This window comes from Rhizobium sp. LEGMi-198b (genome assembly GCF_054114205.1).
Genome location: NZ_JBSYVH010000006.1, coordinates 215,392 through 241,688, shown reverse-complemented (window position 1 = coordinate 241,688; position 26,297 = coordinate 215,392). Strand labels below are relative to the sequence as shown.

Genomic DNA, 26,297 nt, shown 5'->3' with positions numbered 1-26,297 from the left:
CCTCATGGTGAGGTGCGCTGCCGCAAGAGCGAAGCGAGCGTGGCAGGACCTCAAACCGCAAGGGCGGCCCCGAGGCCGCCACCGCCTCGCCAACTATCGCGTAAAACTCTGCGCATTGCCGGCATCGACATTGATTATGTTGCCGGTCGACTTGGCGGAGAGGTCAGAGGCGAGGAAATAGATAGCCTCTGCAATATCTTCCGGGAAAACGTTGAGCTTCAGCATTGAGCGCTTGCGGTAATGTTCTTCCAAGTCATCCACCTCGATCTTCGAAGAGGCCGCGCGCTGTTCACGCCATTCGCCGTTCCAGATTTTGGAGCCGCGCAGGACGGCGTCGGGGTTGACCGTGTTGACGCGAATGCCCGCCTCTGCGCCCTCGAGCGCCAGGCAGCGCGCCAGGTGGATTTCGGCGGCCTTCGCGGTGCAATAGGCAGCCGCATTCGGCGACGAGGCAAGTCCGTTCTTGGAGGCGACGAAGACGACGTTGCCGCCGAGATTCTGACGCCGGAACAGCCGGAAGGCTTCCCGCGAGACGAGGAAATAGCCGGTGGCGAGAATGTCGATATTGCGGTTCCACATCGAAAGCTCCGTGCTTTCGATCGGTGCCGAGGAAGCAATGCCGGCATTCGAAACGAGAATATCGATGCCGCCGAATTCGACGCAGGCTTCCGCGAAGGACGAAATCACGGCGTCCTCCTTGGTCACATCAAGCTTGACACTGCGTACAGAGTCCGCGCCGTATTTCTTGGCGAAATCCTCCTGCGTGTTCTCAAGTGCCGACTGGTCGATATCGGCCAGCACCACGCAGGCGCCCTCGCCCACCAGACGCGCCGCCGTGGCGCGGCCGATGCCGCCGGCGCCGCCTGTGACGAAAGCAACGCGACCGGCCAGGCTCTTCGGCTTCGGCATGCGCTGCAGCTTAGCTTCTTCCAGCAGCCAATATTCGATATCGAAGGCTTCCTGCTCGGGCAGGCCCTGATATTCGGATACGGTCGAGGCGCCGCGCATGACGTTGATGGCGTTGACGTAGAACTCGCCGGCAATGCGCGCCGTCGCCTTGTCGCGGGCAAAGGAGAGAAGGCCGACGCCCGGCACCAGGAAGATTACTGGGTTCGGATCGCGCATGGCAGGCGAATTGTCGTGCTTGCAGTCGTTGTAATAGCGGGCGTAGTCAGCACGGTAATCCTCCAGCGCCTGGTCGAGACCGGCGATGACGGCGTCTGCGTCAGGCTTTGCCGGATCGAAGTCGACGATCAGCGGGCGGATTTTGGTGCGCAGGAAATGGTCCGGGCAACTCGTGCCGAGCGCACCGAGCGGACGGAGATTGTTCGAATTGACGAATTCAAGCACGGCGTCCTGATCGTCGAAATGACCGAGCTTGCGCTCCGCCTTGCCGATGCGACCGCGGATTTCCGGCATGAGCTTGGCGGCAATCGCGCGGCGTTCGGCCTGCGGCAGGCTCTGGACTACCCCGCCGCCGAAAATGGTCTTGCCTTCAGTCTTCGCCACAAACCATTGAATTGCTTTGTTGATGATCGCGAGCGTCAGTTCGTAGCAGCCCTTGGCGTCATTGGCCCAGGTGAAGAGGCCGTGGCTTTCGAGAACAACGCCCTTGGCATTCGGATGCGCCTTGACGAAGGCTTCGAGATCGAGGCCGAGCTGAAAACCGGGGCGCCGCCATGGCAGCCAGCCGATGTCTTCACCGAAGATTTCGCGGGTCAGCTCGCGGGAATTTTTGGAAGCCGCGATCGCGATGATCGCGTCGGGATGCATGTGGTCGACATGGGTAAAAGGCACGAAACCGTGCAACGGCGTGTCGATGGAAGCGGCACGGGCATTGAGGTTGAAGGTGCAATGCGGCAGGAAGCCGACCATGCGGTCCTCGTCGGCAACGCCCTTGTAGATGCCCTTCAGGCTGTCGAGCTTGTCCTGATAAAGCGTGGCAAAACCGTCGAGCTTGATAGTGCCGACATCGCCGCCAGAGCCCTTAACCCACAATACCTTCACTTTTTCTCCGCTCAGCGGATCGGTTTCCATGACCTTGGCCGATGTGTTGCCGCCACCGTAATTGGTGATACGCTTGTCAGCACCGAGCAGATTCGACCGGTAGAGCAGCTTGCCCGGCTCATCGAGGCCGGCCGCATATGCATCATCCCAACGGTTTTCCAGAAGCTGAACACCAGCCGCCATGTCATCCTCCCATAAGATCATGTCTTGCGGACGGTCTAAAAGATGCTCAAACCGCCCTTGTTAATCACGATATCGCTCACGGATAGTCGCTTTGTCAATCGAAAACGATCATAATTGATAATGCTGCGATGCAATATGAAAGTTTTTGAGCGTTTGTGATTGACACTTTGTCACATTTGCGAAATAACCCGAGAAGGAGGAGCCGATGCACGAACGTGAACGCCATCGCATCATTTTGAGCGCCGTACAGGAAAAGCCTGTGGTGACGATTCAGGATATTTCCGAATTGACCGAGGCTTCCGAAGCGACGATCCGCCGCGATATTGCGGCCCTGCATGTGCAGGGAAAGATCCGGCGCGTGCGTGGCGGGGCGGAATCGATTCATCCTCCGCAGCTCGGCAATCTCGCCGGCCGCCCCTTCCGCGTTTCGGAAGGCGTCAATATCGATAAGAAACGCGCAATTGCGCGCAAGGCCGCTGAATTATGCAGTCAGGGCGACGCCATCATCATCAATGGCGGCACGACCACATTCCAGCTTGTCCACTACATCTCGGCTTATCGGCTGCAGGTGATGACCAATTCCTTCGCCATTGCCGAACATCTGGTGAAGCACTCGAAGAACACGGTAACGATTCCGGGCGGCGCGATCTATCGCGAGCAGAGCCTGATCCTGTCACCCTTTGACAATGATACGACCCGGAACTTCTATGCGCGGCGCATGTTTATCGGCGCGCAAGGCGTTGGTCCGCTCGGCGTCATGGAAGCCGACGCGCTGGTTATCCAGAGCGAGCAGAAGCTGATGCGCCAGGCCGACGAGCTGGTCGTGATGGTCGATTCCAGTAAGTTCCGTCAGCGCTCCAGCCTGATCCTGTGCCCACTTGAGCAGGTAACGACCATCATCACCGATGACGGCGTGTCGGCGGAGACTGTACGCATGATCGAGGATGCCGGCGTGTCGCTGATTATCGCGAGCGTCACGGCGCAGGCCGAGAGGGAGGATTCCCCGTCCGTCGCATGAGATGCGCGGCTGTGGCGGGGTGAGCATAGCCTATCAACTTTGGGAGGAAGAGACATGAATATTGCAAAGAAATTGGCGATCGGCGTAGCGCTGGCCGTCGCAATGATGGCCGGCACGGCAAGTGCGAAAGACATCAAGATCGGCCTCGTAGTGAAGTCGCTCGGCAACGGCTTCTTCGAAGCGGCCAATAAGGGCGCTCAGGAAGCCGCCAAGGAACTCGGCGGCGTGCAGGTCATCTACACCGGCCCGACGCAGCCGACCGCCGAAGCCCAGATCGAAGTGATCAACTCGCTGATCGCACAGGGCGTCGATGCCATAGCTATCTCCGCCAACGACAAGGATGCTGTGGTGCCTGCCTTGAAGAAGGCCACGCAGCGCGGCATCAAGGTTATCTCCTGGGATTCCGGCGTGGCTCCGGCCGGCCGCATCCTGCAGCTCAATCCGTCTTCAAACGAGCTGATCGGCAAGATGTGCCTGACGCTCGCCAAGGACCATCTTGACGGCGGCAAGGGCAATTTCGCCATCCTGTCGGCGACTTCGACCGCCACAAACCAGAACATCTGGATCGGCGAGATGAAGAAGCAGCTCAAGGATTTCCCGGGCCTCAACCTCGTTACGACCGTCTACGGTGACGACCTTTCGGACAAGAGCTACCGCGAAGCCCAGGGCCTCCTGACCTCGCATCCGGAAGTCAAGGTCATCGTCGCTCCGACGACCGTCGGCGTGCTCGCCGCGTCGCAGGCTGTCAAGGATGCCGGCAAGATCGGCCAGGTCTATGTGACCGGTCTCGGCCTGCCGTCCGAAATGGCCGGCGCCATCAAGTCGGGCGCCACGAAGGAATTTGCGATCTGGAACCCGATCGACCTCGGCTATTCCGCCACGCAGATCTCCTACCGTCTCGTCAAGGGTGAAACCGACGGCAAGCCGGGCAGCGAGATCAATGCCGGCCGCATGGGCAAGATCAAGGTTGGAGACAACGGCGAAGCCGCCATGGCTGATCCCTTCGTCTACAACGCTTCGAATATCGATCAGTTCTCCAAGGTCTTCTGATCAGCAGACCCATTCGCAGCTTTCCGGCGGCTTCGGCCGCCGGACTTGGTTAACTTATCCGGTACATTGCTGATGACCACAGTCCTTCAACGACCCGCCACGGGCATGCCAAGCTTGGGCAATACCGCCATTCTGGAAATGCGCGGCATTTCGCAGATCTTTCCGGGCGTGAAGGCGCTCGACGGCGTCAGCATCTCGCTTTATCCCGGCAAGGTCACCGCCCTGATCGGCGAAAACGGCGCCGGCAAATCGACGCTCGTCAAGATTCTGACCGGTATCTATCGTCCGAACGAGGGCGAAATCCTCGTCGACGGCAAGCCGGTTGCGTTTCACAGCGCCCAGGCCGCGATCGACGCCGGCGTCACCGCCATACATCAGGAGACCGTGCTCTTCGACGAGCTGACGGTTGCCGAAAACATCTTTCTCGGCCATGCGCCGCGCACGAAATTCCGCACCATCGACTGGAAGACGATGAACAGCCGGTCAAGGCTGCTGCTGGAATCGCTGGAAAGCACCATCGATCCGTCGATCCGCCTGAAGGACCTGTCCATCGCGCAGCGCCATCTCGTGGCGATTGCCCGCGCCCTGTCTATCGAAGCACGCATAGTCATCATGGACGAGCCGACCGCGGCTCTTTCCCGCAAGGAGATCGATGACCTCTTCCGTATCGTCGAAGGTCTGAAGGCCAAGGGCAAGGCCATATTGTTCATCAGCCACAAGTTCGACGAACTCTATGAAATCGCCGATAATTTCGTGGTCTTTCGTGATGGCCGCGCCGTTGGTCATGGCCCGCTGAAGGAGACGCCGCAGGACGAGATCGTCCGCATGATGGTCGGTCGCGACGTCAAGGATGCCTTCCCGAAAGTGCCCGTTACCATTGGCGACGTGGTGTTCGAGGTCGAAAATTATTGCCACCGCACCGAGTTCCGCGACATCTCCTTCAAGCTCCGGCGTGGAGAAATCCTCGGCGTCTACGGCCTTATCGGCGCCGGCCGTTCCGAACTGTGTCAATCGCTGTTCGGGATCACCAGGCCGCTCTCCGGACGGCTGACGCTGAACGGTCAGGAAATCCATATTCATTCGCCGCATGACGCCATCCGCGCCGGCATCGTCTATGTGCCGGAGGAACGCGGCCGCCATGGCCTGGCGCTGCCGATGCCGATCTATCAAAACATGTCGCTGCCTTCGCTCGGGCGGACCTCGCGCAAAGGCTTCCTGAAAGCAGCCGACGAGTTTGCGCTCGCCCGCAAATATGCCGAGCGGCTGGACCTGCGCGCCGCTGCCCTTTCCGTGCCTGTCGGCACGCTCTCGGGCGGCAACCAGCAGAAGGTAGTGATCGGCAAATGGCTGGCGACGCAGCCGAAGATCATCATTCTGGATGAGCCGACCAAGGGCATCGATATCGGTTCGAAGGCGGCTGTGCACGGCTTCATCAGCGAGCTGGCGGCAGAAGGCCTCAGCATCATCATGATCTCCTCCGAACTGCCTGAAATCCTTGGCATGTCGGATCGCGTGCTGGTGATGAAGGAGGGACTTTCGGCCGGCCTGTTCGACCGCGAAGGGCTGACGCCGGAAACGCTGGTGCGCGCAGCCACGGGCAATGCATAGGGAGGGCCGGATGCTACGCATACTCAAAAAACGCGAAACGCTGCTCTTCCTCATCATCATCGTGATGATCGCCGGATTCGCAACGCGTGCGGCCGGTTTTGCCGAGCCCGCCAATCTTGCCAACATCTTCAATGATACGTCGATCCTGATCATCCTGGCGCTGGCGCAGATGACGGTCATCCTGACGAAATCGATCGATCTCTCCGTCGCCGCCAATCTCGCCTTTACCGGCATGGCGATCGCCATGCTGAATGCCGCCTATCCCGATCTGCCGCTGATCGTGCTCGTTATCACGGCTATCGTTATGGGTGCAGTGCTCGGCGCCATCAACGGTTATCTCGTCTGGGCTCTGGAAATCCCACCGATCGTCGTCACCCTCGGGACACTCACCATCTACCGCGGCATGGCCTTCGTACTGTCCGGCGGCGCGTGGGTCAACGCGCATCAGTTCACGCCGATCTTCCTGAACGTGCCGCGCACGCTGGTCCTCGGCCTGCCCGTGCTCTCCTGGGTTGGCATCGCCATCGTGCTGATGATGTATCTCCTGCTGCGCTACACGCGCTTCGGCCGCTCCACCTATGCCAGCGGCGGCAATCCGGTTGCGGCGGTTTATGCCGGCATCGATGTCGGCTGGACGCGCTTCCTCGCCTTCGTGCTTTCGGGCGCGTTGGCCGGCCTAAGCAGCTACCTCTGGGTGTCGCGCTATGCGGTCGCCTATGTCGACATCGCCAACGGTTTCGAACTCGACAGCGTCGCAGCCTGCGTCATCGGCGGTATCTCGATCGCCGGCGGCGTCGGCTCGGTCGCCGGCGCTGTGCTCGGCGCGCTGTTTCTCGGCGTCATCAAGAATGCACTGCCGGTCATCGGCATTTCGCCGTTCACGCAGATGGCCATCTCCGGCACCGTCATCATCCTGGCAGTCGTCTTCAACGCCCGGCGCGAGCGCAATCGCGGCCGCATCATCCTCAGGGATCAGGCAGCGAAGGAAACCTCGGGTAAGGAGGTCACCGCATGAGCACCGTATCCGAAACCGCACCGGAAAAGCGCAGCATTCCCGATCGTCTGGGCACGCCCTTCAAGCGCATAATGGCGAGCTGGGAAATCCTGCTTCTCGGCGTCGCGATTGCCATTTTCATTTTTAATTCATTGGCTTCGCCCTATTTTCTCGACCCTTACAATCTCTCGGACGCGACCTTCAATTTCACCGAAAAGGCAATGATCGCCTTTGCCATGGCGCTGCTCGTCATTGCCGGCGAAATCGATCTGTCCGTCGCCGCCATCATCGCGCTTGCGTCGACCGCCATGGGCGCCGCTGCGCAGGTAGGCGTGGGTACGGTTGGACTGGTAGCGATCGGGCTGGGTGTGGGGCTCGTCTGCGGCCTTTTCAACGGCTTCCTCGTCTCGGTACTGAAACTGCCGTCGATCGTCGTGACCATTGGCACGATGAGCCTGTTTCGCGGCATTTCCTATATCGTGCTCGGCGACCAGGCCTATGGCAATTATCCCGACGCTTTCGCCTATTTCGGCCAGGGCTATGTCTTCTGGGTCTTCTCCTTCGAATTCGTTCTCTTCATCGTGCTGGCGACCGCCTTCGCCATCCTGCTGCATGCGACGAATTTCGGCCGTCAAGTCTATACGATCGGCAATAATGATTTTGCGGCGCGTTTCTCCGGCATTCCGGTCGAGCGGGTCAAATTCATCCTGTTCCTCCTGACCGGCATCATGAGTGGTATCGCCGCCGTCTGCCTGACCTCACGTCTCGGCTCCACCCGCCCCTCGATCGCGCTCGGCTGGGAGCTGGAGGTGGTGACCATGGTGGTGCTCGGCGGAGTGTCGATCCTTGGCGGCTCCGGCACGATCGGCGGTGTCGTCATCGCCGCTTTCGTCATGGGTCTGGTGACGTTCGGCCTCGGCCTTCTCAACGTGCCAGGCATCGTCATGTCGATCTTCATCGGCCTCCTCCTCATCATCACCATCGCGCTGCCGATCGTTGCACGGCGCGTCAAAGCGATGAGCTCGAAATGACCTCATCCCTCGAACGCCACGCCTTCAAGATGACGCTCAATCCCGGCATGGAGGGCGAGTACAGAAAACGTCATGACGAGATCTGGCCGGAACTGGTGGAGCTGCTGCACCAGGCCGGCGTGAGCGACTATTCCATCCATCTCGACCCCGAAACGAACACGCTGTTCGGCGTTCTGACGCGGCCGAGGGATCACACGATGGCCAGCCTTCCCGACCATCCGGTCATGAAGAAATGGTGGGCGCACATGGCCGATATCATGGCGACCAATCCCGACAATTCGCCAGTGCAGAGCGATCTTGTGACGGTTTTCCATCTGCCATGACCGCTCCATCGACCTATCGCCGCATTGCCGTCCTCGATATCGGCAAGACCAATGCCAAGGTCGTGGTGCTCGACGCGCAGACCGGCGCTGAGATCGCCGGCGTTCGGACGTCCAATACCACGCTGAAGACCGACCCCTACCCGCATTATAACATCGAGGGCTTGTGGGATTTCGTTATTGGTGCGCTGAAGAACTTTGCTGCCACACCCGGCTTCGACGCCATATCGATTACCACCCACGGCGCCTCCGCCGTTCTACTTGCCGAAGACGGCAGCCTTGCTCTGCCGGTGCTCGATTACGAGCATCGCTATCCTGAAGCCGTGCAGAAAGCCTATGACCGCCTGCGCCCGCCCTTCGGCGAGACCTTTTCACCGAGGCTTTCCGGCGGGCTGAATGTCGGTGCGCAAATCCATTATCAGAAGAGCGTATTTCCCAACGACTTCGCGCGCGTCAGCACGATCCTGACCTATCCGCAATATTGGGCCCTGCGGCTGACCGGCATTGCCGCCAACGAAGTCACCTCGCTCGGCTGTCACACCGATCTCTGGAATCCGACCACCGGCGCTTATTCCTCGCTGGTCGACACGCTCGACATTCGTTCTCTCATGGCCCCGATCCGTTCCGCCTTCGATGCGCTCGGACCTCTATTGCCGGCGATCGCGGCAGAGATCGGCCCCAGTGCTCCGGTTCCGGTCTATTGCGGCATCCATGATTCCAACGCCTCGCTGCTGCCGCATCTCGTGGAGAACGAAGCGCCCTTCGCCGTCGTGTCGACCGGGACCTGGGTGATCAATTTCGCCGTCGGCGGGGATCTGGATCATCTCGATCCGGCGCGCGATGCGCTTGCCAATGTTGATGCATACGGCCGCGCCGTGCCTTCCTCGCGTTTCATGGGCGGGCGGGAGTTCGAGATCCTGGCGGGTGAAATCGGACCCGTATCGCAGGAAACGACGGAGGAGATGCTGGCGGCCGTTATCGAAAAGGGCATCATGCTGCTGCCGAACGTGGTCGAGGGTTCCGGCCCCTTTCCTGGCCAAAAGATGCACTGGATCGGGCAAGCGCAAGCGAGTTCCGAGCTACGTCTCGCCGCCGCCAGCCTCTATCTAGCATTGATGACTGAAGCCTGCCTGGATCTGATCGGCGCCAAAGGCCCGATTTTCGTCGAGGGACCTTTCGCGCTTAATCGGACTTATCTTGCAGCCCTGTCTTCGCTGACGGGATCTGACGTCGTCGCCCTGCCCGGCTCGACCGGCACCAGCCAAGGTGCGGCGCTGCTGACCGGCATCAAACCTGCGGCCGCGCCGGAAAACCACCCCGTTCGGGCCGATCTGCCGGGTCTGCAGGACTACCGGCGCGCCTGGCATCAAGCATTGGCAGAATAAACGCCCTTCGAATCTTCGGCAGGGCATTCGAGGTGAAAAACGACCTCACGCCCCCCCAAATTCCACTATCGGTACCTCGATAGAAATTTCCGAGAAATCGTCAAAATTGTCTCCACGACGGTTATTTTCTTGCGGAATCGCGGTAATATTCCTACAGAAACTACCCTTATGAGCGCTTTTGAGGTCAAAAATGTCCGAAAGCGATCATCAGCTTCGATGTCACTTCTGTCTCCATTTTCAAGGCGCCTTACGGCAGTTCGCGCGCGACGACAGACCATTGCGGCGGGTTCAAAGGGCGCTGCCGCGCCCATCCAAGGAGAGAAAAAATGAGTCTGAAGACATTGACGGCTGCGACCTTCGTCGCCTCGCTGGCCTTCGCGCCGCTTGCCCATGCGGATATCGTGATCGGCCTCATCGCGCCACTAACCGGCCCTGTGGCCGCTTACGGCGACCAGGTCAAGAATGGCGCACAGACCGCCGTTGACGAGATCAACAAGGCCGGTGGCATTCTCGGTCAGAAAGTCGTCCTGAAGCTGGGGGACGATGCCGGCGATCCGAAGCAGGGCGTCTCCGTTGCTAACGATTTCGTGGGTCAGAGTATTCGTTTCGTCGTCGGTCCGGTAACCTCGGGCGTTGCCATTCCGGTATCGGATGCACTCGCTGAAAACGGTATCCTGATGGTGACGCCGACCGCGACCGCGCCGGATCTCACGAAGCGCGGCCTCCCCAACATCCTGCGCACCTGCGGCCGTGACGACCAGCAGGCCGATGTCGCCGCGAAATATGTGCTGAAGAACTTCAAGGACAAGAAGATCGCCATCCTCAACGACAAGGCCGCCTATGGCAAAGGTCTGGCGGACGCCTTCAAGGCAACGCTCAACGCCGGTGGCGTAACCGAAGTGCTCAACGATTCCCTGACCCCTGGCGAAAAGGATTACAGCGCGCTGACGGCGAAGCTCAAGGCTGCCGGCGTCGATCTCGTCTATTTCGGCGGCTATCATCCGGAGGGCGGCCTTCTCGCCCGCCAATTGCACGACATCTCCGTCAAGGCGCAGCTCATCGGCGGCGACGGCCTATCGAATACCGAATATTGGGCAATCGGCAATGAAGCCGCTGCAGGCACGATCTTCACCAACGCCTCCGACGCGCTGAAGAACCCGGATTCCCAGACCGCCGCCGCGGCGCTGAAGGAGCGCAACATCCCGGCGGAAGCCTTCACGCTGAACGCCTACGCTGCCGTGCAAGTCCTGAAGGCCGGCATTGAGAAGGCCGGCAGCGCCGACGACGCCCAAGCCGTCGCCACCGCACTGAAGAGCGGCGAACCGATCCAGACCGCTATTGGGAAGGTCACCTATGGCGAAACCGGCGACCTCACCTCGCAGAGCTTCTCGCTCTACAAGTGGGATGCGGGCAAGATCGTCCCAGTCGAATAAGCCGCTTTGGTTTAAGTCTTCAAACTTCGCCGGGCCATTTGTGGCCCGGCATTTTTTATGCCTGCCTGATCGGGCACACGTTGCGCCTTCAACAAACCGTGCGGAAACGTTCGATGCAGGTGGAAAGGACCTCCTCACCCGGCCTTTTCCACCAATTCGCCTCCGAAAAGATTTCCACCTCCTGCGGACCGAAAAAGCCGGCCTCCTCAACAGCGGCGCGAATACGCTTCAGGTCGATAACGCCGTCGCCCATCATGCCGCGATCGAGCAGCAGATCCGTGGTCGGTACCAGCCAATCGCAGATATGGTGCGCCAGGATCTGGCCCTTGGCGCCGGCACGCGCGATCTGTTCATAAAGCTTCGGGTCCCACCAGACATGGTAGACATCGACTGCGACACCGACGCCCTCGCCCAGCAGATCGCAGATATCGAGCGCTTGTTCTAGCGTATTCACACAGGCACGGTCGGCGGCATACATCGGGTGCAGCGGCTCGATTGCCAGCGGAATGCCGGCGCTGCGAGCATGCGGCAGGATCGCCGCGATGCCATCCGCCACCATTTCGCGAGCGTGAGCGATATCCTTCGAACCCTTCGGCAGACCGCCGACAACGAGCACGAGGCAATCGGCATTCAGCGCCGCCGCTTCGTCGATCGCCCGTCTATTGTCATCGATCGCGGCCCTCAGGCCCTCAGCATCTGCGGCTGGGAACATGCCGCCACGGCATAATCCGGTGACCTTCAACCTGTTATCGGCAACGATCCTCGCTGCTTCCGCCAAGCCGATCGCATGCACCTGATCGCGCCAGGGCGCAATCGCGACGATCTCCTGTTTTAAGCAGGCGTCGACCGCCTGACGCATATCATATTGCTGGCGCACGGTCGCAAGATTGATGGAAAGGCCGGATACAGCCATTCTGATGATCCTCCCAGATCCCGTTTCCCGATTAGAGCAGTTCAGCGCTTCACGGAATCGCCGAACTACTCCATCTCTTTGTTTTCACGCAATTCCGGACGGAAAACCGCCACGCACTTTTCCTAGAATTGCTTTAGGCGACGCCGACCGTGGCAAGGATCGTCTTCATCCGCTGCACGGCAAGATCGGGGTCTCTGAGAACGCGGGCCGTATCGGCCAGACGGAACAGTTCCGACAAGTGTACGATGGAGCGCGTGCTTTGCTGGCCGCCGAGCATCTGGAAGTGATCCTGGAAGCCGTTGAGATAGGCGAGGAAGACCACACCGGTCTTGTAGAAGCGTGTCGGCGCCTTGAAAATATGGCGCGACAGAGGGACGGTCGGCGCCATCATCTCATGGAAAGCTTCGAGATCGTTCTCGGCCAGCTTCGCGAGAGCGGCGCTTGCCGCAGGCGCGATCGCGTCGAAGATGCCGAGTAGCGCATGCGAATAGCCCTGGCTGTCACCCGCGATCAATTCGGCATAGTTGAAATCGTCACCGGTATACATCTTGACCGCCGGATCAAGGCGGCGGCGCATGACGATCTCTTTTTCCGCCGACAGCAGCGAGATTTTGACGCCATCAACCTTGGCGGCGTTGTCGTTGATGATCGCGACCGCCGTCTCCATTGCCCGCATATCGTCGGACGAACCCCAATAGCCGGCCAGAGCCGGATCGAACATCGAGCCGAGCCAGTGAATGATCACCGGCTGTTGGACCTGCCCGAGGATGCGGTTGTAGACGCGGATATAGTCGTCCGGTCCCTTGGCAGCCGCCGCAAGCGCGCGGCTCGCCATCAAAATGATGCGCCCGCCTTGCCCCTCGACGAAGGCCACCTGCTCCTCATAGGCGCGGATCACATCATCGATGGTGACATCGGGACCAGGCGCCAGATGATCGGTGCCAGCGCCGTAGGCGATCAGTGAGTCCGAGCGATTGCGGGCGGCTGACTGCGCGTGCGTGATCAGCTCCTTGGCACCGGCCCAATCAAGACCCATGCCGCGCTGCGCCGTATCCATGGCTTCCGCGACGCCAAAGCCGAGATCCCAGAGATATTCACGGAAAGCGATCGTCCGCTCCCAATCAATGTTGCGGTCAAGCCATGGATCATTGTCGGCCAGGGGATCGACGACGACATGAGCCGCGGCATAGGCGACGCGATTGAAGCGATGGCCGCCTGCCGGGCGCTCCGGTGGGCTAAGCGGTGTGTTGGCGACGGTGAATTCGGCAAGCTTGCCGTCGGTGCCGGGCAAACGAAGGGTCTTCGTCATGGTCTTGTCTCCTAGCGAGCGGAAAGCGAGGGAACGTCGACCCAGCGGCGCTCTGCCCAGCTCTTTTGAGCGAGTTCGGCGAGTTGAACGCCCTTGGCGCCCTCACGCAAGGTGAATTTCCATGGCGTATTGTCGACGACATGGCACAGGAAATCCTCCCACTGCGCCTTGAAACCATTGTCGAAGGTCTGCGTGTCCGGCACCTCGTCCCAGGTCTCGAAGAAATTGATCGGCTGCGGCTGGTCCGGGTTCCAGACCGGCTTCGGCGTGTTAACGCGATGCTGCGTCCAGCAGCGCATCAGCCCGCAGACCGCCGACCCATGCGTTCCGTCCACCTGGAAGGTGACGAGATCGTCGCGGCGGACACGCACGGCCCAGGAGGAATTGATCTGCGCGACAACGCCGCCGTCGAGCTCGAACGTGGCATAGGCAGCATCGTCGGCATCGGCGACATAGGTCCTGCCGTTTTCATCGACGCGGCTAGGAATATGCGTCGCGCCGTAGCAGCTCACGGCTTTGACTTCACCGAAGAGATTGTCGAGCACATAGCGCCAGTGCGGCAGCATATCGAGGATCATGCCGCCGCCCTCGGCCTTGCGGTAATTCCAGGAGGGACGCTGCGCTTTCACGCCCCAATCGCCTTCGAAAACCCAGTAGCCGAACTCGCCGCGCACGGAGAGAATCTTGCCGAAGAAACCGCTGTCGCGCAGCATGGCGATCTTGCGAAGGCCCGGCAGATAAAGCTTGTCCTGCACGACGCCATTCTTGACGCCGCGACGCTCCGCCGAGCTTGCGACCGAAAGAGCTTCGTCCAGCGTCTCGGAAATCGGCTTCTCGCAATAGACATGCTTGCCGGCTGCGATGGCTTTCTCCAGCAGCGAGACGCGCATCTGCGTCGAGCCGGCGTCGAAGAAAATCGTGTTGTGGGGATCGGCGAGAGCGCCGTCGAGATCGGTGGTCGTCTTCGCGAGGCCGTGCTTGCGCGCGACTTCCGCGATCTTTTCGGCATTGCGACCGACGAGGATCGGGTCCGGCATCAACCTGTCGCCGTTGGCAAGCAGCACGCCGCCCTGCTCGCGGATCGCCAGGATCGACCGCACGAGATGCTGATTGTAGCCCATGCGGCCGGTGATGCCATGCATGATGATGCCGATCGGCTTCGTCACCATATCCCACTCCTCCCGTAAATAACTATATAGTTACATGAGTGACACGGCAAAGCGGCGCTGTCAACGGCCATCATCGACGGCCGCGGCGGCAATTGCGCGGATTCGGCGGGATTAAGAGGCGTTTTAAAAGCTTAAGGACGCAGGTAGGCGAAGATGACGTCGACGATATGCTCGCCCCAGGCATCGATCTCCGACTTGTCGGAAAGGTTCCGCCGGAAGATCGTCGACAGCGTCCAGCGGTTCGTTAGGAAGAAGGAACCGAGGGCCGCGATGCTCATGTAGATCTTGACGGGATCGCAGCCCGGACGGAAATCGCCGGCCGCAGCGCCGCGATCCAGCAGACCGGAAATCTCCGCGACCAAGGGAGAATGCAGCTCGAAAATCCGCGCCGACCTCTTCAGAAAGCGGGCCTTATGCAGGTTTTCCGTGTTGAGAATGCCAAGAAATTCCGGGTGATCGAGAAAATATTTCCATGTGAAAACAACAAGCTCCCGCATGCCCTCCGTAGGGCTGCGGTGCGACAGATCGAGCCTTGCCTCCGCCGAACGGATGGCAACGTAACTGCCTTCCAGCACAGCGACATAAAGGGCATCCTTGCCCCCGAAATAGTGATAGAGCATGCGCTTGTTGATCTTGGCGCGCTCGGCTATGGCATCGACACGGGCGCCGCCATAGCCGCGCTCGGCAAATTCCTTGGTCGCCGCAGCCAGGATCGCCTTGCTCGTGCGCTCCGCATCCCTGAGGCGCGGCCGCTCGGCGGGTGAGGTCGATACCGCCTGATCGGTGGACCCGACCACAGTTTCAGCCTCCGGGCTCTTCGATCGGCCCTTCGTGATTTTGGCTTCGGTCATCGCGGCTCCCGATTGCGTTTGGCAAGGCCACGCGGCCCCCTAGCCGCCGACAATTACTCGATCATGACACAAGTTGACAGCCCCAGGAAAATCGGAAGTGATAGTAACTATATGGTTATATAAAAATTGCACCGTTGGCAACCTGAGGGCAGCGCGCAAGCTCGAAGCATCGCGCTGGTCATCGATTATGCCTTCTTGGACGATGGCGAGCGGAACGTGCGATCCGACAGCTTTGCAAGGGCTCGCACCTATAACGGCAGCTCCTCGCCGGCTTGTTCCCGGACGATGTATTCGACGTACCAATCCGGCCAATTCTCGTCGCCCACGCCGTCGAAAGGTAGTCCTTCACGATGGCATGACCGAGAGTACAGATTGCCAAGCAATGACTTAGGCGAGACGCCTTGCTTTCAACGCCGGCTCGGCCCAAGAGAACAAAAACAATTCAACACCGGGCGGCTTCATGACAGGAAAGCAGATCGCGATCATCGGTGGCGGGCCGGCGGGGCTGATGGCGGCCGAAGTGCTGTCGATATCCGGTCATCGGATCACCGTTTACGATAGCATGCCGACCGTCGCCCGCAAATTCCTGCTGGCGGGGAAATCCGGCCTCAACATCACCCATTCGGAAGATTATATCCGCTTCGCCAATCGCTTCGGCCAAAGCTCCGACCGGTTACGTTCGGCCCTCGACGCTTTTACGCCTGATAATATCAGGAGCTGGGCGGCAGGACTTGGCACGGAGACATTCACCGGCTCTTCGGGCCGCGTCTTTCCAACGGTCATGAAGGCCTCGCCGCTGCTGCGCGCTTGGCTCGGCAGGCTGGAGACACAAGGCGTCAAGGTTTTGACAAGGCATCGCTGGTCCGGCTTTGCAGAAGGCGGCTTTGCCTTTGAGACGCCAGAGGGACGAACGATCGTTCAATGCGACGCAGCCCTGCTCGCGCTTGGTGGCGCGAGTTATCCCCGGCTCGGCTCGGACGCCGCCTGGATCGCCTGGCTTCGGAATAAAGGCATCGACATCGCCGACTTCCAGCCCGCCAATTGCGGCTTCGATGTCGCCTGGAGCGCCATTTTTGGCGAGCGCTTCGCCGGAGAGCCGCTGAAAGCCGTGACCGCAACATCGGCCGCCGGCACTTTTCCCGGCGAGTTCGTCATTTCCCGACACGGTATCGAAGGCAGCCTCGTCTACGCCCATGCCGCCAGCCTGCGTGACCGGCTCGCAAACGACGGTAAAGCCGCGCTCATGGTCGATCTTACGCCCGGCAGGACAGCGCAGCGACTATCCCGCGATCTGACGCGGCAGGACGCCAAAGCCAGCCTTTCCAATCGCCTTCGCAAAGGGGCGGGAATCGAAGGCGTCAAGACGGCACTGCTGCGAGAACTCGTTCCATCAGCCAATTTGGCAGATCCGGAACGACTGTCACACCTGATCAAGGCCCTGCCGATCCCGCTCCTGAGGCCGCGGCCTATCACCGAGGCCATCTCATCGGCCGGCGGCATCCGCTGGAGCGCTATCGACGACGGATATATGCTGAGGGCCCTCCCCGGCGTGTTCGTCGCCGGAGAAATGATCGATTGGGAAGCGCCGACCGGCGGCTATCTTCTCTCCGCCTGTTTCGCCACCGGACGCGCGGCAGCGAAAGGAATAGAGGCTTGGCTACAGCGATAACGGGATGCCGTCACCCGATCCGTCTCTTCTCCATCAGCCAAGCCACGGATTCCTGCACGGCCTGCAGCGAGGTATAGCGCGGCGCGTAGCCGAGAAGCCGCTCAGCCTTTGCGATCGAGCAATTCGGGCTGCGGGCGATATGCTCCCACGTCGCCTCGGTATCCTCCGGCGTCTGGCCTTCCGCCCATTTTTCGTAGGGAAGAAATTCCAGTTTCGGCTCGTGGCCGAACCAGCGCGACATCGCCTCGGCATAGCCCCGAAGCGTCAGTGCGCCGCTCGACACGGCATGGAAACTCTCGCCGGTCGAAGCGCGCCAATTGGCAATTGCGCCCATGAACATTTGAGCGACATCGTCGGCATGGACATGATGGACCGTTTCCAGACCGAAATTCGGCAGCACGAGCGTTTCACCCCGCGCTAAGGTCGAAAATGCCGCGAGGTTGAAATGGCCAGCCGGATTGAGCGGCGCCCAGCCGGGGCCGACAATATGGCCCGGATGGATCAGCGTCGCCGGGAAACTCTCGATCCGCGCCTTCGTTAGCAAATAGCTCTCAATCGCGGCCTTCTGCGTTCCGTATTCGCCGAACGGTCGCTTCGGCGTTTCCTCGAGCGTCGGCACGACGGTGGAAAAACCGTGCGTCCAGATCGTGCCCGTATGCAGAAAATGGCTGACATGACCCGAGAGAGCCTCGGTCAAATGCTTCGCACTGTCCAACGTGAAGCAGATCATATCGATGACGATATCGGGTTTCAGAGCGCGGATCGCCGGCCCGAAACTGCCGTCCTTTTCCATCGCGGCGCGATCCATCGTCAATTGCTCAACGGCATCCCACGCCCGGTTCGGCGAATAGGGTTTTGCCTGGCCCCGGCTCACCGCCACCACCTCATGCCCGGCCTCCACCAGCCGCGGCACGAGATAAGTGCCGACATGGCCGGTTGCTCCTATGACCACTGTACGCGTCATGATGTCCTCCCAAGGATATTTTCAAAATCGGATGATGCCGGAACCGGAATGAAGAGAATGATCGCCTAAAGAATAGGAGCATGCACCGTCTTGTCATCCCCAAACAGAGGAGGACACGGCTTTGTTACGATTAGACATTCCTGCGCAACTTTGATGGCGCGCGCTCGTCATCCTCATCTTCGGACTTGATATAGACCTGCAGCGTATAGCCGATATGCTCGGTCATTAGCGCTCGAGCGCGCTCGATATCGCGATCGAGGGCCGCTTCCATCAACTCCGTATGCCGCTCGATCGCCATTGCCTCCCGCAAGGCGGCGACCGCCTTTTCATAACCGCTCTGCAGACCAGCGGCGGCGCGCTGCGTCGGCGCCAGACCGAGAAAACGATGATGACGGCGGAGCTGGTCGGAAATCGTGCTTTGAAAGCGCAGGAGCCAGCTCGATGTCGCAGCGCTTAAGAGAGCGGCATGAAATGCCGTATGCTTTTCATCCCATTCATCCGCCATTTCCTCGGAAGCGGCGTCGGGTACGATCTTGCAGCGAGAGAGGCGGTAGTGGGCCGTGACCACAGCGGATTCCCAGGCCGGACCACCCTTCTCGATCGATTCCAGCAGCAACGGCAGCTCGACAACCATCCGCGCGCGCATCAGATCTTCCAGCTCCGTGCGGGAAACCGGCGCGACAGCAAAACCGCGATTGCTGATGGCCGTCACCAGCTTTTCGGCTTCCAGCCGGGACAAGGCTTCGCGCAGCGGAGTCCAGCCGACGCCATAGGTATCCCGCAAAGTGCTGAGCTTCAACGATGCGCCGGGCCGCAGCTTCGTGTTGAGAATATCCCGGCGCAGGAGCCAATAGGCCGCTTCCGTCTTCGTCAGAGGTTCCTTGTCCTGCATAGCGTCGATCCCGATACCTGAAGCCGCAAATTATATATAAATTTGGTTTTCAGTAAAATTATATATCAAAGGTGCTTATGGTGCATATCATATATCGTAAATTGACAGCAGCACCGCAACCGGTATGATCTCAACAACAAAGTTGAGAGAGCGAGGCTCTCTTATAAAATCCGGGAGGAAATCATGAGGAAGTCCACATCCAGATGGTTGTCGGGGCTGGTCGTCGCCGGCGCGGTCATGGCGAGCATTGCGACGGCAGCCGCCGAGCCGATCAAGATCGCGATCGCCAATTTCGGCGAACATCCGCAGCTCAACGCTTCGATCGCCGGCTTCAAAAAGGCGCTGGCCGAGAACGGCTTTGTCGAAGGCAAGGATGTCGTCTATACCGAGAGCAACACTAGCTTCGACGCTTCGCTGGTGCCGCAGATGATCGCCAAGTTGCAGTCGGATCATCCGAAGCTGATGTACACCATCACGACGCCTGTCTCGCAGATCGCCAAGAAGGCGCTCGCCGGCTCCGGTATCCCGATCGTATTCTCGGCCGTGACCGATCCGGTCGCCGCCAAGCTGGTTCCTTCCTGGGATGCCGGCGATGAGGGCATTACCGGCGCAAGCGACCTGCAGGACATCGCCGCCATCTTGACCTTCACCAAGAAGCTGCTTCCGAACGCCAAGCGCATCGGCGTGCCTTACAATCCGGGCGAGGCTAACGACGCTGCCCTGATCGAAAAGGTTAAGGCAGCCGCTCCGGCCGCAGGCTTCGAACTGGTCCCGGTGGGCGTCGACAATGTCAACGACATCCAGCAGCGCATCGCCTCGCTCGCCGGCAAGGCAGACGTGATTTACACGCCCGCCTCCAACCTCTTGCAGCCGGCAATCACCGCCGTTGCTGCAGCCGCCCGCCAGGCACAGATCCCGATCGTCAATTCCGACGACGCCGCTGTTCGCAGCGGTGTCGTGCCGGCAAGCTTCGCCGTCAACTACGAGCAGGTCGGTGAAAATGCCGGCAGGATCGCTGCAAAGATCCTCAAGGGTGGCGATCCCAAGACTATCGCGCCGTCCCGTCCTGCCTATGAGGACCATGCTCCGTTGATCAACAAGACCGTTTTGAAGGCCTTTGGCGCCGACGTTCCGACCTCGCTTGCCGATTGCAATTGCTTCACGAAGTAATAGGCGGCATCTTCGTAGGATCCATCTGATCCATGGCGGCGCTGAAAGCGCCGCCATTTCATAACCCTACAGTACAGGGGAGGCACGGATGCTGGACATCAAATCCGCGCGCAAGGTTTTCTACAGAGGCCAGCCCGACGAAAAGATCGCGCTCAACGGCCTGACGCTCTCCCTCAAGACCGGCGAATTCGGCGTCGTCATTGGCTCGAACGGCGCCGGCAAGAGCAGCATGCTGAATGCGATTTCCGGTGCCCTCAGCCTCGATTCCGGCCAGATTCTCATCAATGGCAACGACGTCACGAGCATGCCGGTCCACAAGCGTGCGGCGCGGCTCGCCCGCGTCTTCCAGGACCCGATGAAGGGCACCGCCGCCAGCATGACCGTCGGCGAGAACATGCTTCTGGCGGAGCTGCGCGGGAAGAGCCGGGGATTTCGGCCTGGCCTGAATGCCACACGTCTTGCCGCCTATAAGGAACGCCTCGCCGTTCTCGGTCTCGGCCTTGAGAACCGGCTGGATACCAAGGTGGAACTGCTTTCCGGCGGCCAGCGTCAGTCGCTGTCCCTCATCATGGCAGTGGGCGGTTCGCCCGACGTACTGCTGCTCGACGAACACACCGCCGCCCTCGATCCGCGCACGGCCGACATTGTCATGCAGGCAACGGTGCGAACCGTCGAAACGTTAAAGCTTACGACCCTGATGGTGACGCACAATATGCAGCACGCCGTCGACTTCGGCGACAGCGTTATCATGCTCGACGCCGGCAAAGTTCATCTCGAAATCATCGGTGAAGCGAAGAAGCGGATCACCGTTCCCGAATTGATCGGCCACTTCGCCGTCAAGTCCGACCGCATGCTGCTGGTGAGCTGATATCATGGATTTCATTCAGACAACGGTTTCGAGCTTCGTCTCGCTCATCCCGGTCACGCTGGCGCAGAGCTTCATCCTGAGCTTCGTCGTGCTGGGGATCATGATCCCCTTCCGCATGCTGAGCTTTCCGGATCTGACTAGCGAAGGCGCCTTTCCGCTCGGCGGCTGCGTCTGTGGCATTCTGCTCGCCGCCGGCGTCGCACCGCCGCTGGCGATCATTGCGGCTTTTGTCGTCGGCCTTGCTGCGGGTTGCTGCACGGCCTTTATCCACCTGCGCTTCCGCATCCACACGCTGCTCGCCGGCATCCTGATGTCGACCATGCTCTACAGCATCAATCTCGGCATCATGGGCAAGTCGAACCTCTCGGTCTTCGGCCAGCCGACCGTATTCGATTGGGTGCCCCTGACCCAACCAGGCTTTCCGGCAAGCAAGATCGTCATTGCCGGCCTGATCGCCTTGATCGTGCTCATCGCGCTGAACCTCTATTTCAAGACGGAGAAAGGCACCGCCATGCGCGCTGTCGGCTCCAATCCGGATATGGCCGAAGCGCAAGGCATCAATGTCTGGGCCGCGACGATCGGCGGCGTCGGCCTCGCCAGCGCCTTTTCTGCCTCCAGCGGCGCCTTGATGGTGCAATCGCAGGGCTTTGCCGACGTCAATATGGGCATCGGCATCCTGATCAACGGCTTGGCGGCCCTGATGATCGGCGAGGCCTTCACCGGCAAGCAGACGGTATTGCGGCAGCTATTGGCCCCCTTCGTCGGCTCGATCATCTATTACCAGCTCGTCTCGCTCTGCCTCGCTGCCGGCATGCCGCCGCCGAACCTGAAGCTCGCTACCGGCCTGTTCGTCCTACTGATGCTGGCCCTGCCAAGCATCAAGCGCAGCCGCGGCGGCGCGCCCGCCCGGGAAACCATTCGCGAATAAAGTGAGACCCGACACCATGACCAGCCTTCCCGATCTCGCCGCTGTCGAGGCCATGGATGCGGCCGATCCGCTGCGGTCCTTCCGCAGCCGCTTCGCCTTGCCCGAGGGCGTCATCTATCTCGACGGCAATTCGCTCGGTGCCGCCTCGCATGATGTTTTCGCCGAATTGCAGCAGGCGGCAAAGGAGGAGTGGGGCAACGGCCTCATCCGTAGCTGGAACAGCGCCGGCTGGTTCCACCTGCCGCTTGAGCTCGGCGACCGCATCGGACGTCTGATCGGCGCGGCGCCGGGGCAGACCGTGGTTACGGACTCGACCTCGATCAACATCTATAAAGCCCTGCATGCCGCACTTGCCATGCGGCCGGGCCGCAGCATTATCGTCGCGGAAGGCGACAGCTTTCCGACCGATCTCTATATGGCCGAAGGCGTTGCCTCGACGCGCCCAGGCGTTACCCTTCGCCTCGAAGGCCGGGATGCGGACACTATCGAGGACCTGATCGACGATCAGGTCGCGGTCGTGTTGGTCAATCACGTCAACTACAAGAGCGCCGAGCTGCGCGATATGGCGGCGCTGACGCGCCGGATCCACGAGGCCGGTGCGCTGGTGATTTGGGATCTCTGCCACAGCGCAGGTGCATTGCCGGTCGATCTTGACGGTGCCAACGCCGATTTCGCTGTCGGCTGCACCTATAAATACCTGAACGGCGGCCCCGGCTCGCCGGCCTTTATCTATGCAGCCCATCGACACCACGACGCCATCACACAGCCGCTCAGCGGCTGGTGGGGACATGCGCGGCCTTTTGCTTTCGAGCGGAGTTTTGCCGGTGGCGAAGGCATCAAGCGTTTCCTCTGCGGCACCCAGCCAATTCTGTCGCTGCGAGCGCTGAAGGGCGTGCTCGGCGTCTGGGATGAGGTCGACATGGGCGCGCTTCGCAGGAAGAGCATTGCGCTGACGGACCTCTTCATACAGTTGGTCGAGGCGAAATGCGGCCAATATGGCGTTGTCCTGGAAACCACGCGCGATAGCGAAAGACGCGGCAGCCAGGTCTCCTTCACCCACAGCAACAGCTATGAAGTGATGCAGGCCCTGATTGAACGCGGCGTAATCGGCGATTTCCGCGCGCCCGCAACCCTGCGGTTCGGCTTCACGCCGCTGTATGTTGGCTACCGCGACGTCTGGCAGGCGGCGGAAGTGCTGGAGGATATTCTGAGCAGCGAATCGTGGAGGGACGCGCGTTTTGCCGTGCGGTCGACTGTGACCTGATAGGGAATTGGCGCTCGCGAAGCGGGGGGACATGGCGATGAGCTATTTCAGGATTACCGACTGGGAAAGTGCCTACACCAGCGACGCCTATGTGGTCGGCGGCGACCGCTGGCCGGCCGCCTGGGTGGAGCCGGCGCAAACCTTCCGCGATAGCCTGGCCACGACCGGTCGCGCCAAACTCGATCTCGCCTATGGGGCTGGCGAGCGCAATCGCTTCGACCTCTTTCTGCCTGCCGAGGCACCGAGGGGAGTGGTGGTCTTTATCCATGGCGGCTATTGGCTGGAACTCGACAAGAGCTATTGGTCGCATCTCGCTGCTGGCCCGATCGCCAATGGCTACGCCGTCGCCATTCCCTCCTATACGCTTTGTCCTGCTATCCGCCTTTCCGGCATTGCCAAGGAGGTTGCGGCCGCGATCGGCAAAGCCGCCGATATGGTCGACGGCCCTCTGATGCTGACAGGACATTCGGCCGGCGGCCAGCTCGTAACCCGCATGGTCACGGCGACCTCCCCGCTTGCCGCATCCATCCAGGCCCGCATCCGCAATGTGGTCTCCATCTCCGGAGTGCACGACCTGCGCCCGATTATGAAGCGAGCCATGAACGAGCTTCTGCGCATCGATGCCGCCGAAGCCATGGCCGAAAGTCCGGCCCTGCTGGAGCCCGCAGACAATGTCCGCCTCACCTGTTGGGTCGGCGGCGCGGAGCGTGCCGAATTCATCCGCCAGAATGCCCTGCTTGCCAATATCTGGACCGGCCTCGGAGCGGCAACGGCCGCTGTCATCGAGCCGGATCGCAATCATTTCACGATATTGGATGGCCTGACTGATCCCATGCATCCCCTGACACGGACCCTGCTCTCTGAATAATAGACAAGGCTTCATCCTGAAAGCCGCGTCTGGTTCAACATTGCAACGACATTCGACGAATGGGACCGGGCTCGAACTCTTCGAACCCGGTCCTTTCTGCAAAGTTTATTTCTTGACGGGCGCGTTCATGGCCCAGACGATGCCGAAGGGATCGCGAAGCTGGCCCCAGCGGTCGCCCCAGAACATCACCTCGATTGGCATGAGGACCTCGGCGCCGGCATCGACGGCGCGTTTCCACCAGGCATCGATATCGTCGACAAGCAGTTGCAGGGTAAAAGCCTGCGGCTTTTGCAGCGCGTGACCATGTTCGGGATAAGCGTCGCAGAGCATCAACGAACTGCCGTTGATATAGAGATGGATATGCATCGTCCGGCCCTGCTCGTCAGCCGGATACATGAACACCTGTTCGGCGCCGAAGGCGCGCTTGTAGAATTCGGCGGCCTTCACGGCGCCATCCACCGTCAAATAGGCCACCAGGCCGCCAAGCACCGGCACCTTGGGCTGCTGCGATTGTTCTGTTGCATCGGTCATGATCGACTCCTCGGAACGGATTTTGCTAGTGCCCATTGGACGGGCTGTCCCAAGGACGAGCTTCGATCCGATTTTCCGACAAGCGCGGTGAAGGTTTTTCGATATGATCATTTCGTGGCAAAGAACCTTGCATCCCATGAACGGCGAGAGACACATGACCCGATGGCAAACACTGTTTCTGTCCTTAGGGCTGTTTGCCGGGGTGGCTCCAACTTGCTTGGCGTCCGGCCTCGCCTATCGCGGCATAGAAGACGACAGGACGAGCGGCGTAAAACACGGCCTTTTCGAGATAAGGGAAGAGGCGAGGCAATTCATCGCCAAGGAAAACATGGCTGACGGCACCCGTTGGGAGGCGCTTGACCCAAATCTGAAGATTCAGGTGCCGAGATGCGCTGTGCCGCTGACGGTGAAATGGGTTCCCAAAACATATGGCCTGTCCGCGCCGAATGTTGCGGTGACCTGCAGCAGGACGATCGACGGCAGTTGGGAAGGACATTGGAATGTCTTTGTTCCCGTCAGATTAAAGCGATGAAGGCTGCATCGGCTTGCCGAGCAGGAATCTCTAAAAGCTTTTCCAATAGCGTGAGTAGTCATCGATCTTGCCAATGGCGTGGATGACGCCGTGCAGCTCGGCCAGGCCCTTGAGCCGCCCGATCAGCGAATAACCGGGATTGGTCGGCTTATCGACATCGTCGCCGATCAGGTGACCATGGTCGGGGCGCATCGGAATCATATGGTCGGGGCGGCCATCGGTGCGGCGGCGAGCCTCCTCCGCCAGAAGTACGCGCAGGATCGCGTACATGTCACCGCGCCCTTCCAGATGCGCGGCTTCGACAAAGGAACCATCCGGCTCGATCGCCACATCGCGCAAATGGGCAAAATTGATGCGCGACGCAAATTCGCGGGCGATGGCAAGCACGTCATTGTCGGCGCGCGAACCAAGGGAGCCGACGCAAAGTGTCAGGCCGTTGGCGGGATGATCGACGCAGCCAGTGATGCGACGCAGATTCTCCGCCGTCGAAACCACTCGCGGCAAGCCAAAGAGCGAAATCGGAGGATCGTCGGGATGGATGGCGAGCCGTGCTCCAACTTCGGCGGCGACCGGCACGACCTCGTGCAGAAAATTGTCGAGGTTCGTCTGCAGGTCCTCCGTCGTCAGCCCGTCAAAGGATTCGATGGCAGTACGGATCGCCTCACGCCCGTAGCTATCCTCGCCGCCCGGAAGACCGGCGATGATATTGCTCTCCAGTCGACGAACCGCCTCTTCCGAGAGCCCCTTCAGCCGCTCCTCGGCACGCTGCAAAAGCTCCGGCGCATAGTTTGCCTGGGCACCTTTCCGGCGCAGAACGAAGACATCATAGGCAACGAATTCCACCATGTCGAAACGAAGGGCAAGCGCCGTCGTCGGCATCTCGAAGCGCAAGTTCGTGCGCGTCCAGTCGACCACCGGCATGAAGTTGTAGCAGATCGTCTTGATGCCGGATCGGGCGAGATTGACCAGCGTGTCCTTCCAGACGCCGATCGCCTGAGCAGCGCCGGCGCCGCCAAACTTGATGGCGCTTGGGACCGGGATCGATTCGCAGACGCTCCAGCGCATACCTGCTGCTTCCACCAGGGCCTTGCGAGCCTCGATCTCCCCCGGTGTCCAGGTGCGGGCATGGGAGATATCGTGCAGTGCGGTGACAATGCCCGTTGCGCCGGCTTGACGCGCGTGAATGAGTGGAACGAGATCCTTCGGCCCGAACCAGCGCCAACAGCTCTCCATGCGATGCCTCCATTATTGTTGGTCAACATATCGCTGCATCGACGAAAGTCCACTGTCACATGCGCTTGACATCCATTATTGACCAACAATATCCTTTTGATGGTTGG

General features: G+C 60.3%; 24 protein-coding genes. 15 read left to right on the top strand and 9 right to left on the bottom strand.

All coding sequences use genetic code 11. The features are described 5' to 3' along the window. Positions 1–93: 93 nt before the first annotated feature. Entirely contained in the window at positions 94–2,190 is a 2,097-nt protein-coding gene (locus ACXHXG_RS22850) for a bifunctional rhamnulose-1-phosphate aldolase/short-chain dehydrogenase (RefSeq protein WP_457900806.1), read from the bottom strand. Positions 2,191–2,395: 205 nt separating this feature from the next. On the opposite strand from ACXHXG_RS22850, the gene ACXHXG_RS22845 reads away from it, so the two are divergent. The 8 genes from ACXHXG_RS22845 (at position 2,396) to ACXHXG_RS22810 (ending at position 11,029) form a co-directional block, all read left to right on the top strand. Beyond that, positions 2,396–3,208 (top strand): DeoR/GlpR family DNA-binding transcription regulator, encoded by an 813-nt coding sequence (locus tag ACXHXG_RS22845; protein WP_104826769.1) that lies wholly within the window; start codon positions 2,396–2,398, stop codon positions 3,206–3,208. Positions 3,209–3,262: 54 nt separating this feature from the next. Continuing rightward, positions 3,263–4,258: a rhamnose ABC transporter substrate-binding protein gene (gene rhaS / locus ACXHXG_RS22840; protein WP_104826770.1), complete on the top strand. Its 996-nt coding sequence runs from the start codon at positions 3,263–3,265 to the stop codon at positions 4,256–4,258. A gap of 72 nt (positions 4,259–4,330) precedes the next feature. Beyond that, positions 4,331–5,866, top strand: a complete 1,536-nt coding sequence (locus tag ACXHXG_RS22835; protein WP_260305092.1) for a sugar ABC transporter ATP-binding protein — start codon at positions 4,331–4,333, stop codon at positions 5,864–5,866. A 10-nt stretch (positions 5,867–5,876) separates the two neighbouring features. After that, positions 5,877–6,881: an ABC transporter permease gene (locus ACXHXG_RS22830; RefSeq protein ID WP_285168637.1), complete on the top strand. Its 1,005-nt coding sequence runs from the start codon at positions 5,877–5,879 to the stop codon at positions 6,879–6,881. Then, the gene (locus tag ACXHXG_RS22825; protein ID WP_285168636.1) at positions 6,878–7,891 is read left to right on the top strand and encodes an ABC transporter permease; all 1,014 of its coding nucleotides are present in this window, start codon (positions 6,878–6,880) and stop codon (positions 7,889–7,891) included. The genes ACXHXG_RS22830 and ACXHXG_RS22825 overlap by 4 nt, the downstream gene beginning before the upstream one ends. Continuing rightward, positions 7,888–8,214 (top strand): L-rhamnose mutarotase, encoded by a 327-nt coding sequence (rhaM, locus tag ACXHXG_RS22820; protein WP_285168635.1) that lies wholly within the window; start codon positions 7,888–7,890, stop codon positions 8,212–8,214. The genes ACXHXG_RS22825 and rhaM overlap by 4 nt, the downstream gene beginning before the upstream one ends. Further along, complete coding sequence (locus ACXHXG_RS22815; RefSeq protein WP_285168634.1) at positions 8,211–9,596, top strand: FGGY-family carbohydrate kinase; 1,386 nt, start codon at positions 8,211–8,213, stop codon at positions 9,594–9,596. Before rhaM ends, ACXHXG_RS22815 begins: the two co-directional genes overlap by 4 nt. Before the next feature lie 326 nt (positions 9,597–9,922). After that, on the top strand, positions 9,923–11,029 hold the full coding sequence (locus ACXHXG_RS22810; RefSeq protein ID WP_285168633.1) for a branched-chain amino acid ABC transporter substrate-binding protein: 1,107 nt from the start codon (positions 9,923–9,925) through the stop codon (positions 11,027–11,029). Positions 11,030–11,117: 88 nt separating this feature from the next. Here ACXHXG_RS22810 and ACXHXG_RS22805 read toward each other — a convergent pair whose 3' ends face one another. The 4 genes from ACXHXG_RS22805 to ACXHXG_RS22790 all read right to left on the bottom strand — a co-directional run bounded on the left by ACXHXG_RS22805 (position 11,118) and on the right by ACXHXG_RS22790 (position 15,271). Beyond that, the gene (locus ACXHXG_RS22805) at positions 11,118–11,942 is read right to left on the bottom strand and encodes a sugar phosphate isomerase/epimerase family protein (RefSeq protein ID WP_285168632.1); all 825 of its coding nucleotides are present in this window, start codon (positions 11,940–11,942) and stop codon (positions 11,118–11,120) included. Positions 11,943–12,075: 133 nt separating this feature from the next. Continuing rightward, entirely contained in the window at positions 12,076–13,251 is a 1,176-nt protein-coding gene (locus ACXHXG_RS22800) for a dihydrodipicolinate synthase family protein (RefSeq protein ID WP_285168631.1), read from the bottom strand. An 11-nt stretch (positions 13,252–13,262) separates the two neighbouring features. Further along, on the bottom strand, positions 13,263–14,420 hold the full coding sequence (locus ACXHXG_RS22795; RefSeq protein WP_260305100.1) for a Gfo/Idh/MocA family protein: 1,158 nt from the start codon (positions 14,418–14,420) through the stop codon (positions 13,263–13,265). A 131-nt stretch (positions 14,421–14,551) separates the two neighbouring features. Then, positions 14,552–15,271 (bottom strand): TetR/AcrR family transcriptional regulator, encoded by a 720-nt coding sequence (locus ACXHXG_RS22790; RefSeq protein WP_260305101.1) that lies wholly within the window; start codon positions 15,269–15,271, stop codon positions 14,552–14,554. Positions 15,272–15,731: 460 nt separating this feature from the next. Between ACXHXG_RS22790 and ACXHXG_RS22785 the strand changes: the two genes are divergently transcribed. Beyond that, positions 15,732–16,940 (top strand): TIGR03862 family flavoprotein, encoded by a 1,209-nt coding sequence (locus ACXHXG_RS22785; protein ID WP_260305102.1) that lies wholly within the window; start codon positions 15,732–15,734, stop codon positions 16,938–16,940. A gap of 10 nt (positions 16,941–16,950) precedes the next feature. Here ACXHXG_RS22785 and ACXHXG_RS22780 read toward each other — a convergent pair whose 3' ends face one another. Both ACXHXG_RS22780 and ACXHXG_RS22775 read right to left on the bottom strand, forming a co-directional pair. Next, complete coding sequence (locus ACXHXG_RS22780) at positions 16,951–17,904, bottom strand: NAD-dependent epimerase/dehydratase family protein (RefSeq protein ID WP_260305103.1); 954 nt, start codon at positions 17,902–17,904, stop codon at positions 16,951–16,953. Between the two features lie 130 nt (positions 17,905–18,034). Further along, the gene (locus ACXHXG_RS22775; RefSeq protein ID WP_260305104.1) at positions 18,035–18,796 is read right to left on the bottom strand and encodes a GntR family transcriptional regulator; all 762 of its coding nucleotides are present in this window, start codon (positions 18,794–18,796) and stop codon (positions 18,035–18,037) included. Between the two features lie 183 nt (positions 18,797–18,979). Here ACXHXG_RS22775 and ACXHXG_RS22770 point away from each other — a divergent pair, with 183 nt between their 5' ends. The 5 genes from ACXHXG_RS22770 (at position 18,980) to ACXHXG_RS22750 (ending at position 23,894) form a co-directional block, all read left to right on the top strand. Further along, positions 18,980–19,966 (top strand): ABC transporter substrate-binding protein, encoded by a 987-nt coding sequence (locus ACXHXG_RS22770; RefSeq protein ID WP_457900805.1) that lies wholly within the window; start codon positions 18,980–18,982, stop codon positions 19,964–19,966. An 88-nt stretch (positions 19,967–20,054) separates the two neighbouring features. Further along, on the top strand, positions 20,055–20,834 hold the full coding sequence (locus ACXHXG_RS22765) for an ABC transporter ATP-binding protein (RefSeq protein WP_260305106.1): 780 nt from the start codon (positions 20,055–20,057) through the stop codon (positions 20,832–20,834). 4 nt (positions 20,835–20,838) lie between these two features. Next, complete coding sequence (locus tag ACXHXG_RS22760) at positions 20,839–21,762, top strand: ABC transporter permease (protein ID WP_260305107.1); 924 nt, start codon at positions 20,839–20,841, stop codon at positions 21,760–21,762. Between the two features lie 16 nt (positions 21,763–21,778). After that, positions 21,779–23,026, top strand: a complete 1,248-nt coding sequence (gene kynU, locus ACXHXG_RS22755; RefSeq protein WP_457900804.1) for a kynureninase — start codon at positions 21,779–21,781, stop codon at positions 23,024–23,026. A gap of 37 nt (positions 23,027–23,063) precedes the next feature. Beyond that, a complete protein-coding gene (locus tag ACXHXG_RS22750) occupies positions 23,064–23,894 on the top strand; it encodes an alpha/beta hydrolase (protein WP_457900803.1) in 831 nt (276 codons plus the stop codon). 105 nt (positions 23,895–23,999) lie between these two features. Here ACXHXG_RS22750 and ACXHXG_RS22745 read toward each other — a convergent pair whose 3' ends face one another. Then, positions 24,000–24,425: a VOC family protein gene (locus ACXHXG_RS22745; protein WP_285168622.1), complete on the bottom strand. Its 426-nt coding sequence runs from the start codon at positions 24,423–24,425 to the stop codon at positions 24,000–24,002. Between the two features lie 154 nt (positions 24,426–24,579). Between ACXHXG_RS22745 and ACXHXG_RS22740 the strand changes: the two genes are divergently transcribed. Continuing rightward, complete coding sequence (locus tag ACXHXG_RS22740) at positions 24,580–24,957, top strand: hypothetical protein (protein ID WP_283053970.1); 378 nt, start codon at positions 24,580–24,582, stop codon at positions 24,955–24,957. A gap of 30 nt (positions 24,958–24,987) precedes the next feature. On the opposite strand, the gene uxuA is transcribed toward ACXHXG_RS22740, so the two are convergent. Beyond that, the gene (gene uxuA, locus ACXHXG_RS22735) at positions 24,988–26,190 is read right to left on the bottom strand and encodes a mannonate dehydratase (protein ID WP_457900802.1); all 1,203 of its coding nucleotides are present in this window, start codon (positions 26,188–26,190) and stop codon (positions 24,988–24,990) included. Positions 26,191–26,297 lie beyond the last annotated feature (107 nt).

Bases quoted from the DNA above. Each gene is read 5' to 3' on its own strand.
- ACXHXG_RS22845 (WP_104826769.1), top strand. From the start codon at position 2,396: ATGCACGAACGTGAACGCCATCGCATCATTTTGAGCGCCGTACAGGAA.
- ACXHXG_RS22760 (WP_260305107.1), top strand. From the start codon at position 20,839: ATGGATTTCATTCAGACAACGGTTTCGAGCTTCGTCTCGCTCATCCCG.
- ACXHXG_RS22775 (WP_260305104.1), bottom strand. From the start codon at position 18,796: ATGCAGGACAAGGAACCTCTGACGAAGACGGAAGCGGCCTATTGGCTC.
- kynU (WP_457900804.1), top strand. From the start codon at position 21,779: ATGACCAGCCTTCCCGATCTCGCCGCTGTCGAGGCCATGGATGCGGCC.
- ACXHXG_RS22805 (WP_285168632.1), bottom strand. From the start codon at position 11,942: ATGGCTGTATCCGGCCTTTCCATCAATCTTGCGACCGTGCGCCAGCAA.
- ACXHXG_RS22750 (WP_457900803.1), top strand. From the start codon at position 23,064: ATGAGCTATTTCAGGATTACCGACTGGGAAAGTGCCTACACCAGCGAC.
- ACXHXG_RS22790 (WP_260305101.1), bottom strand. From the start codon at position 15,271: ATGACCGAAGCCAAAATCACGAAGGGCCGATCGAAGAGCCCGGAGGCT.
- ACXHXG_RS22810 (WP_285168633.1), top strand. From the start codon at position 9,923: ATGAGTCTGAAGACATTGACGGCTGCGACCTTCGTCGCCTCGCTGGCC.
- ACXHXG_RS22825 (WP_285168636.1), top strand. From the start codon at position 6,878: ATGAGCACCGTATCCGAAACCGCACCGGAAAAGCGCAGCATTCCCGAT.
- ACXHXG_RS22835 (WP_260305092.1), top strand. From the start codon at position 4,331: ATGACCACAGTCCTTCAACGACCCGCCACGGGCATGCCAAGCTTGGGC.
- uxuA (WP_457900802.1), bottom strand. From the start codon at position 26,190: ATGGAGAGCTGTTGGCGCTGGTTCGGGCCGAAGGATCTCGTTCCACTC.
- rhaS (WP_104826770.1), top strand. From the start codon at position 3,263: ATGAATATTGCAAAGAAATTGGCGATCGGCGTAGCGCTGGCCGTCGCA.
- ACXHXG_RS22740 (WP_283053970.1), top strand. From the start codon at position 24,580: ATGACCCGATGGCAAACACTGTTTCTGTCCTTAGGGCTGTTTGCCGGG.
- ACXHXG_RS22765 (WP_260305106.1), top strand. From the start codon at position 20,055: ATGCTGGACATCAAATCCGCGCGCAAGGTTTTCTACAGAGGCCAGCCC.
- ACXHXG_RS22795 (WP_260305100.1), bottom strand. From the start codon at position 14,420: ATGGTGACGAAGCCGATCGGCATCATCATGCATGGCATCACCGGCCGC.
- rhaM (WP_285168635.1), top strand. From the start codon at position 7,888: ATGACCTCATCCCTCGAACGCCACGCCTTCAAGATGACGCTCAATCCC.
- ACXHXG_RS22770 (WP_457900805.1), top strand. From the start codon at position 18,980: ATGAGGAAGTCCACATCCAGATGGTTGTCGGGGCTGGTCGTCGCCGGC.
- ACXHXG_RS22815 (WP_285168634.1), top strand. From the start codon at position 8,211: ATGACCGCTCCATCGACCTATCGCCGCATTGCCGTCCTCGATATCGGC.
- ACXHXG_RS22850 (WP_457900806.1), bottom strand. From the start codon at position 2,190: ATGGCGGCTGGTGTTCAGCTTCTGGAAAACCGTTGGGATGATGCATAT.
- ACXHXG_RS22830 (WP_285168637.1), top strand. From the start codon at position 5,877: ATGCTACGCATACTCAAAAAACGCGAAACGCTGCTCTTCCTCATCATC.
- ACXHXG_RS22780 (WP_260305103.1), bottom strand. From the start codon at position 17,904: ATGACGCGTACAGTGGTCATAGGAGCAACCGGCCATGTCGGCACTTAT.
- ACXHXG_RS22785 (WP_260305102.1), top strand. From the start codon at position 15,732: ATGACAGGAAAGCAGATCGCGATCATCGGTGGCGGGCCGGCGGGGCTG.
- ACXHXG_RS22800 (WP_285168631.1), bottom strand. From the start codon at position 13,251: ATGACGAAGACCCTTCGTTTGCCCGGCACCGACGGCAAGCTTGCCGAA.
- ACXHXG_RS22745 (WP_285168622.1), bottom strand. From the start codon at position 24,425: ATGACCGATGCAACAGAACAATCGCAGCAGCCCAAGGTGCCGGTGCTT.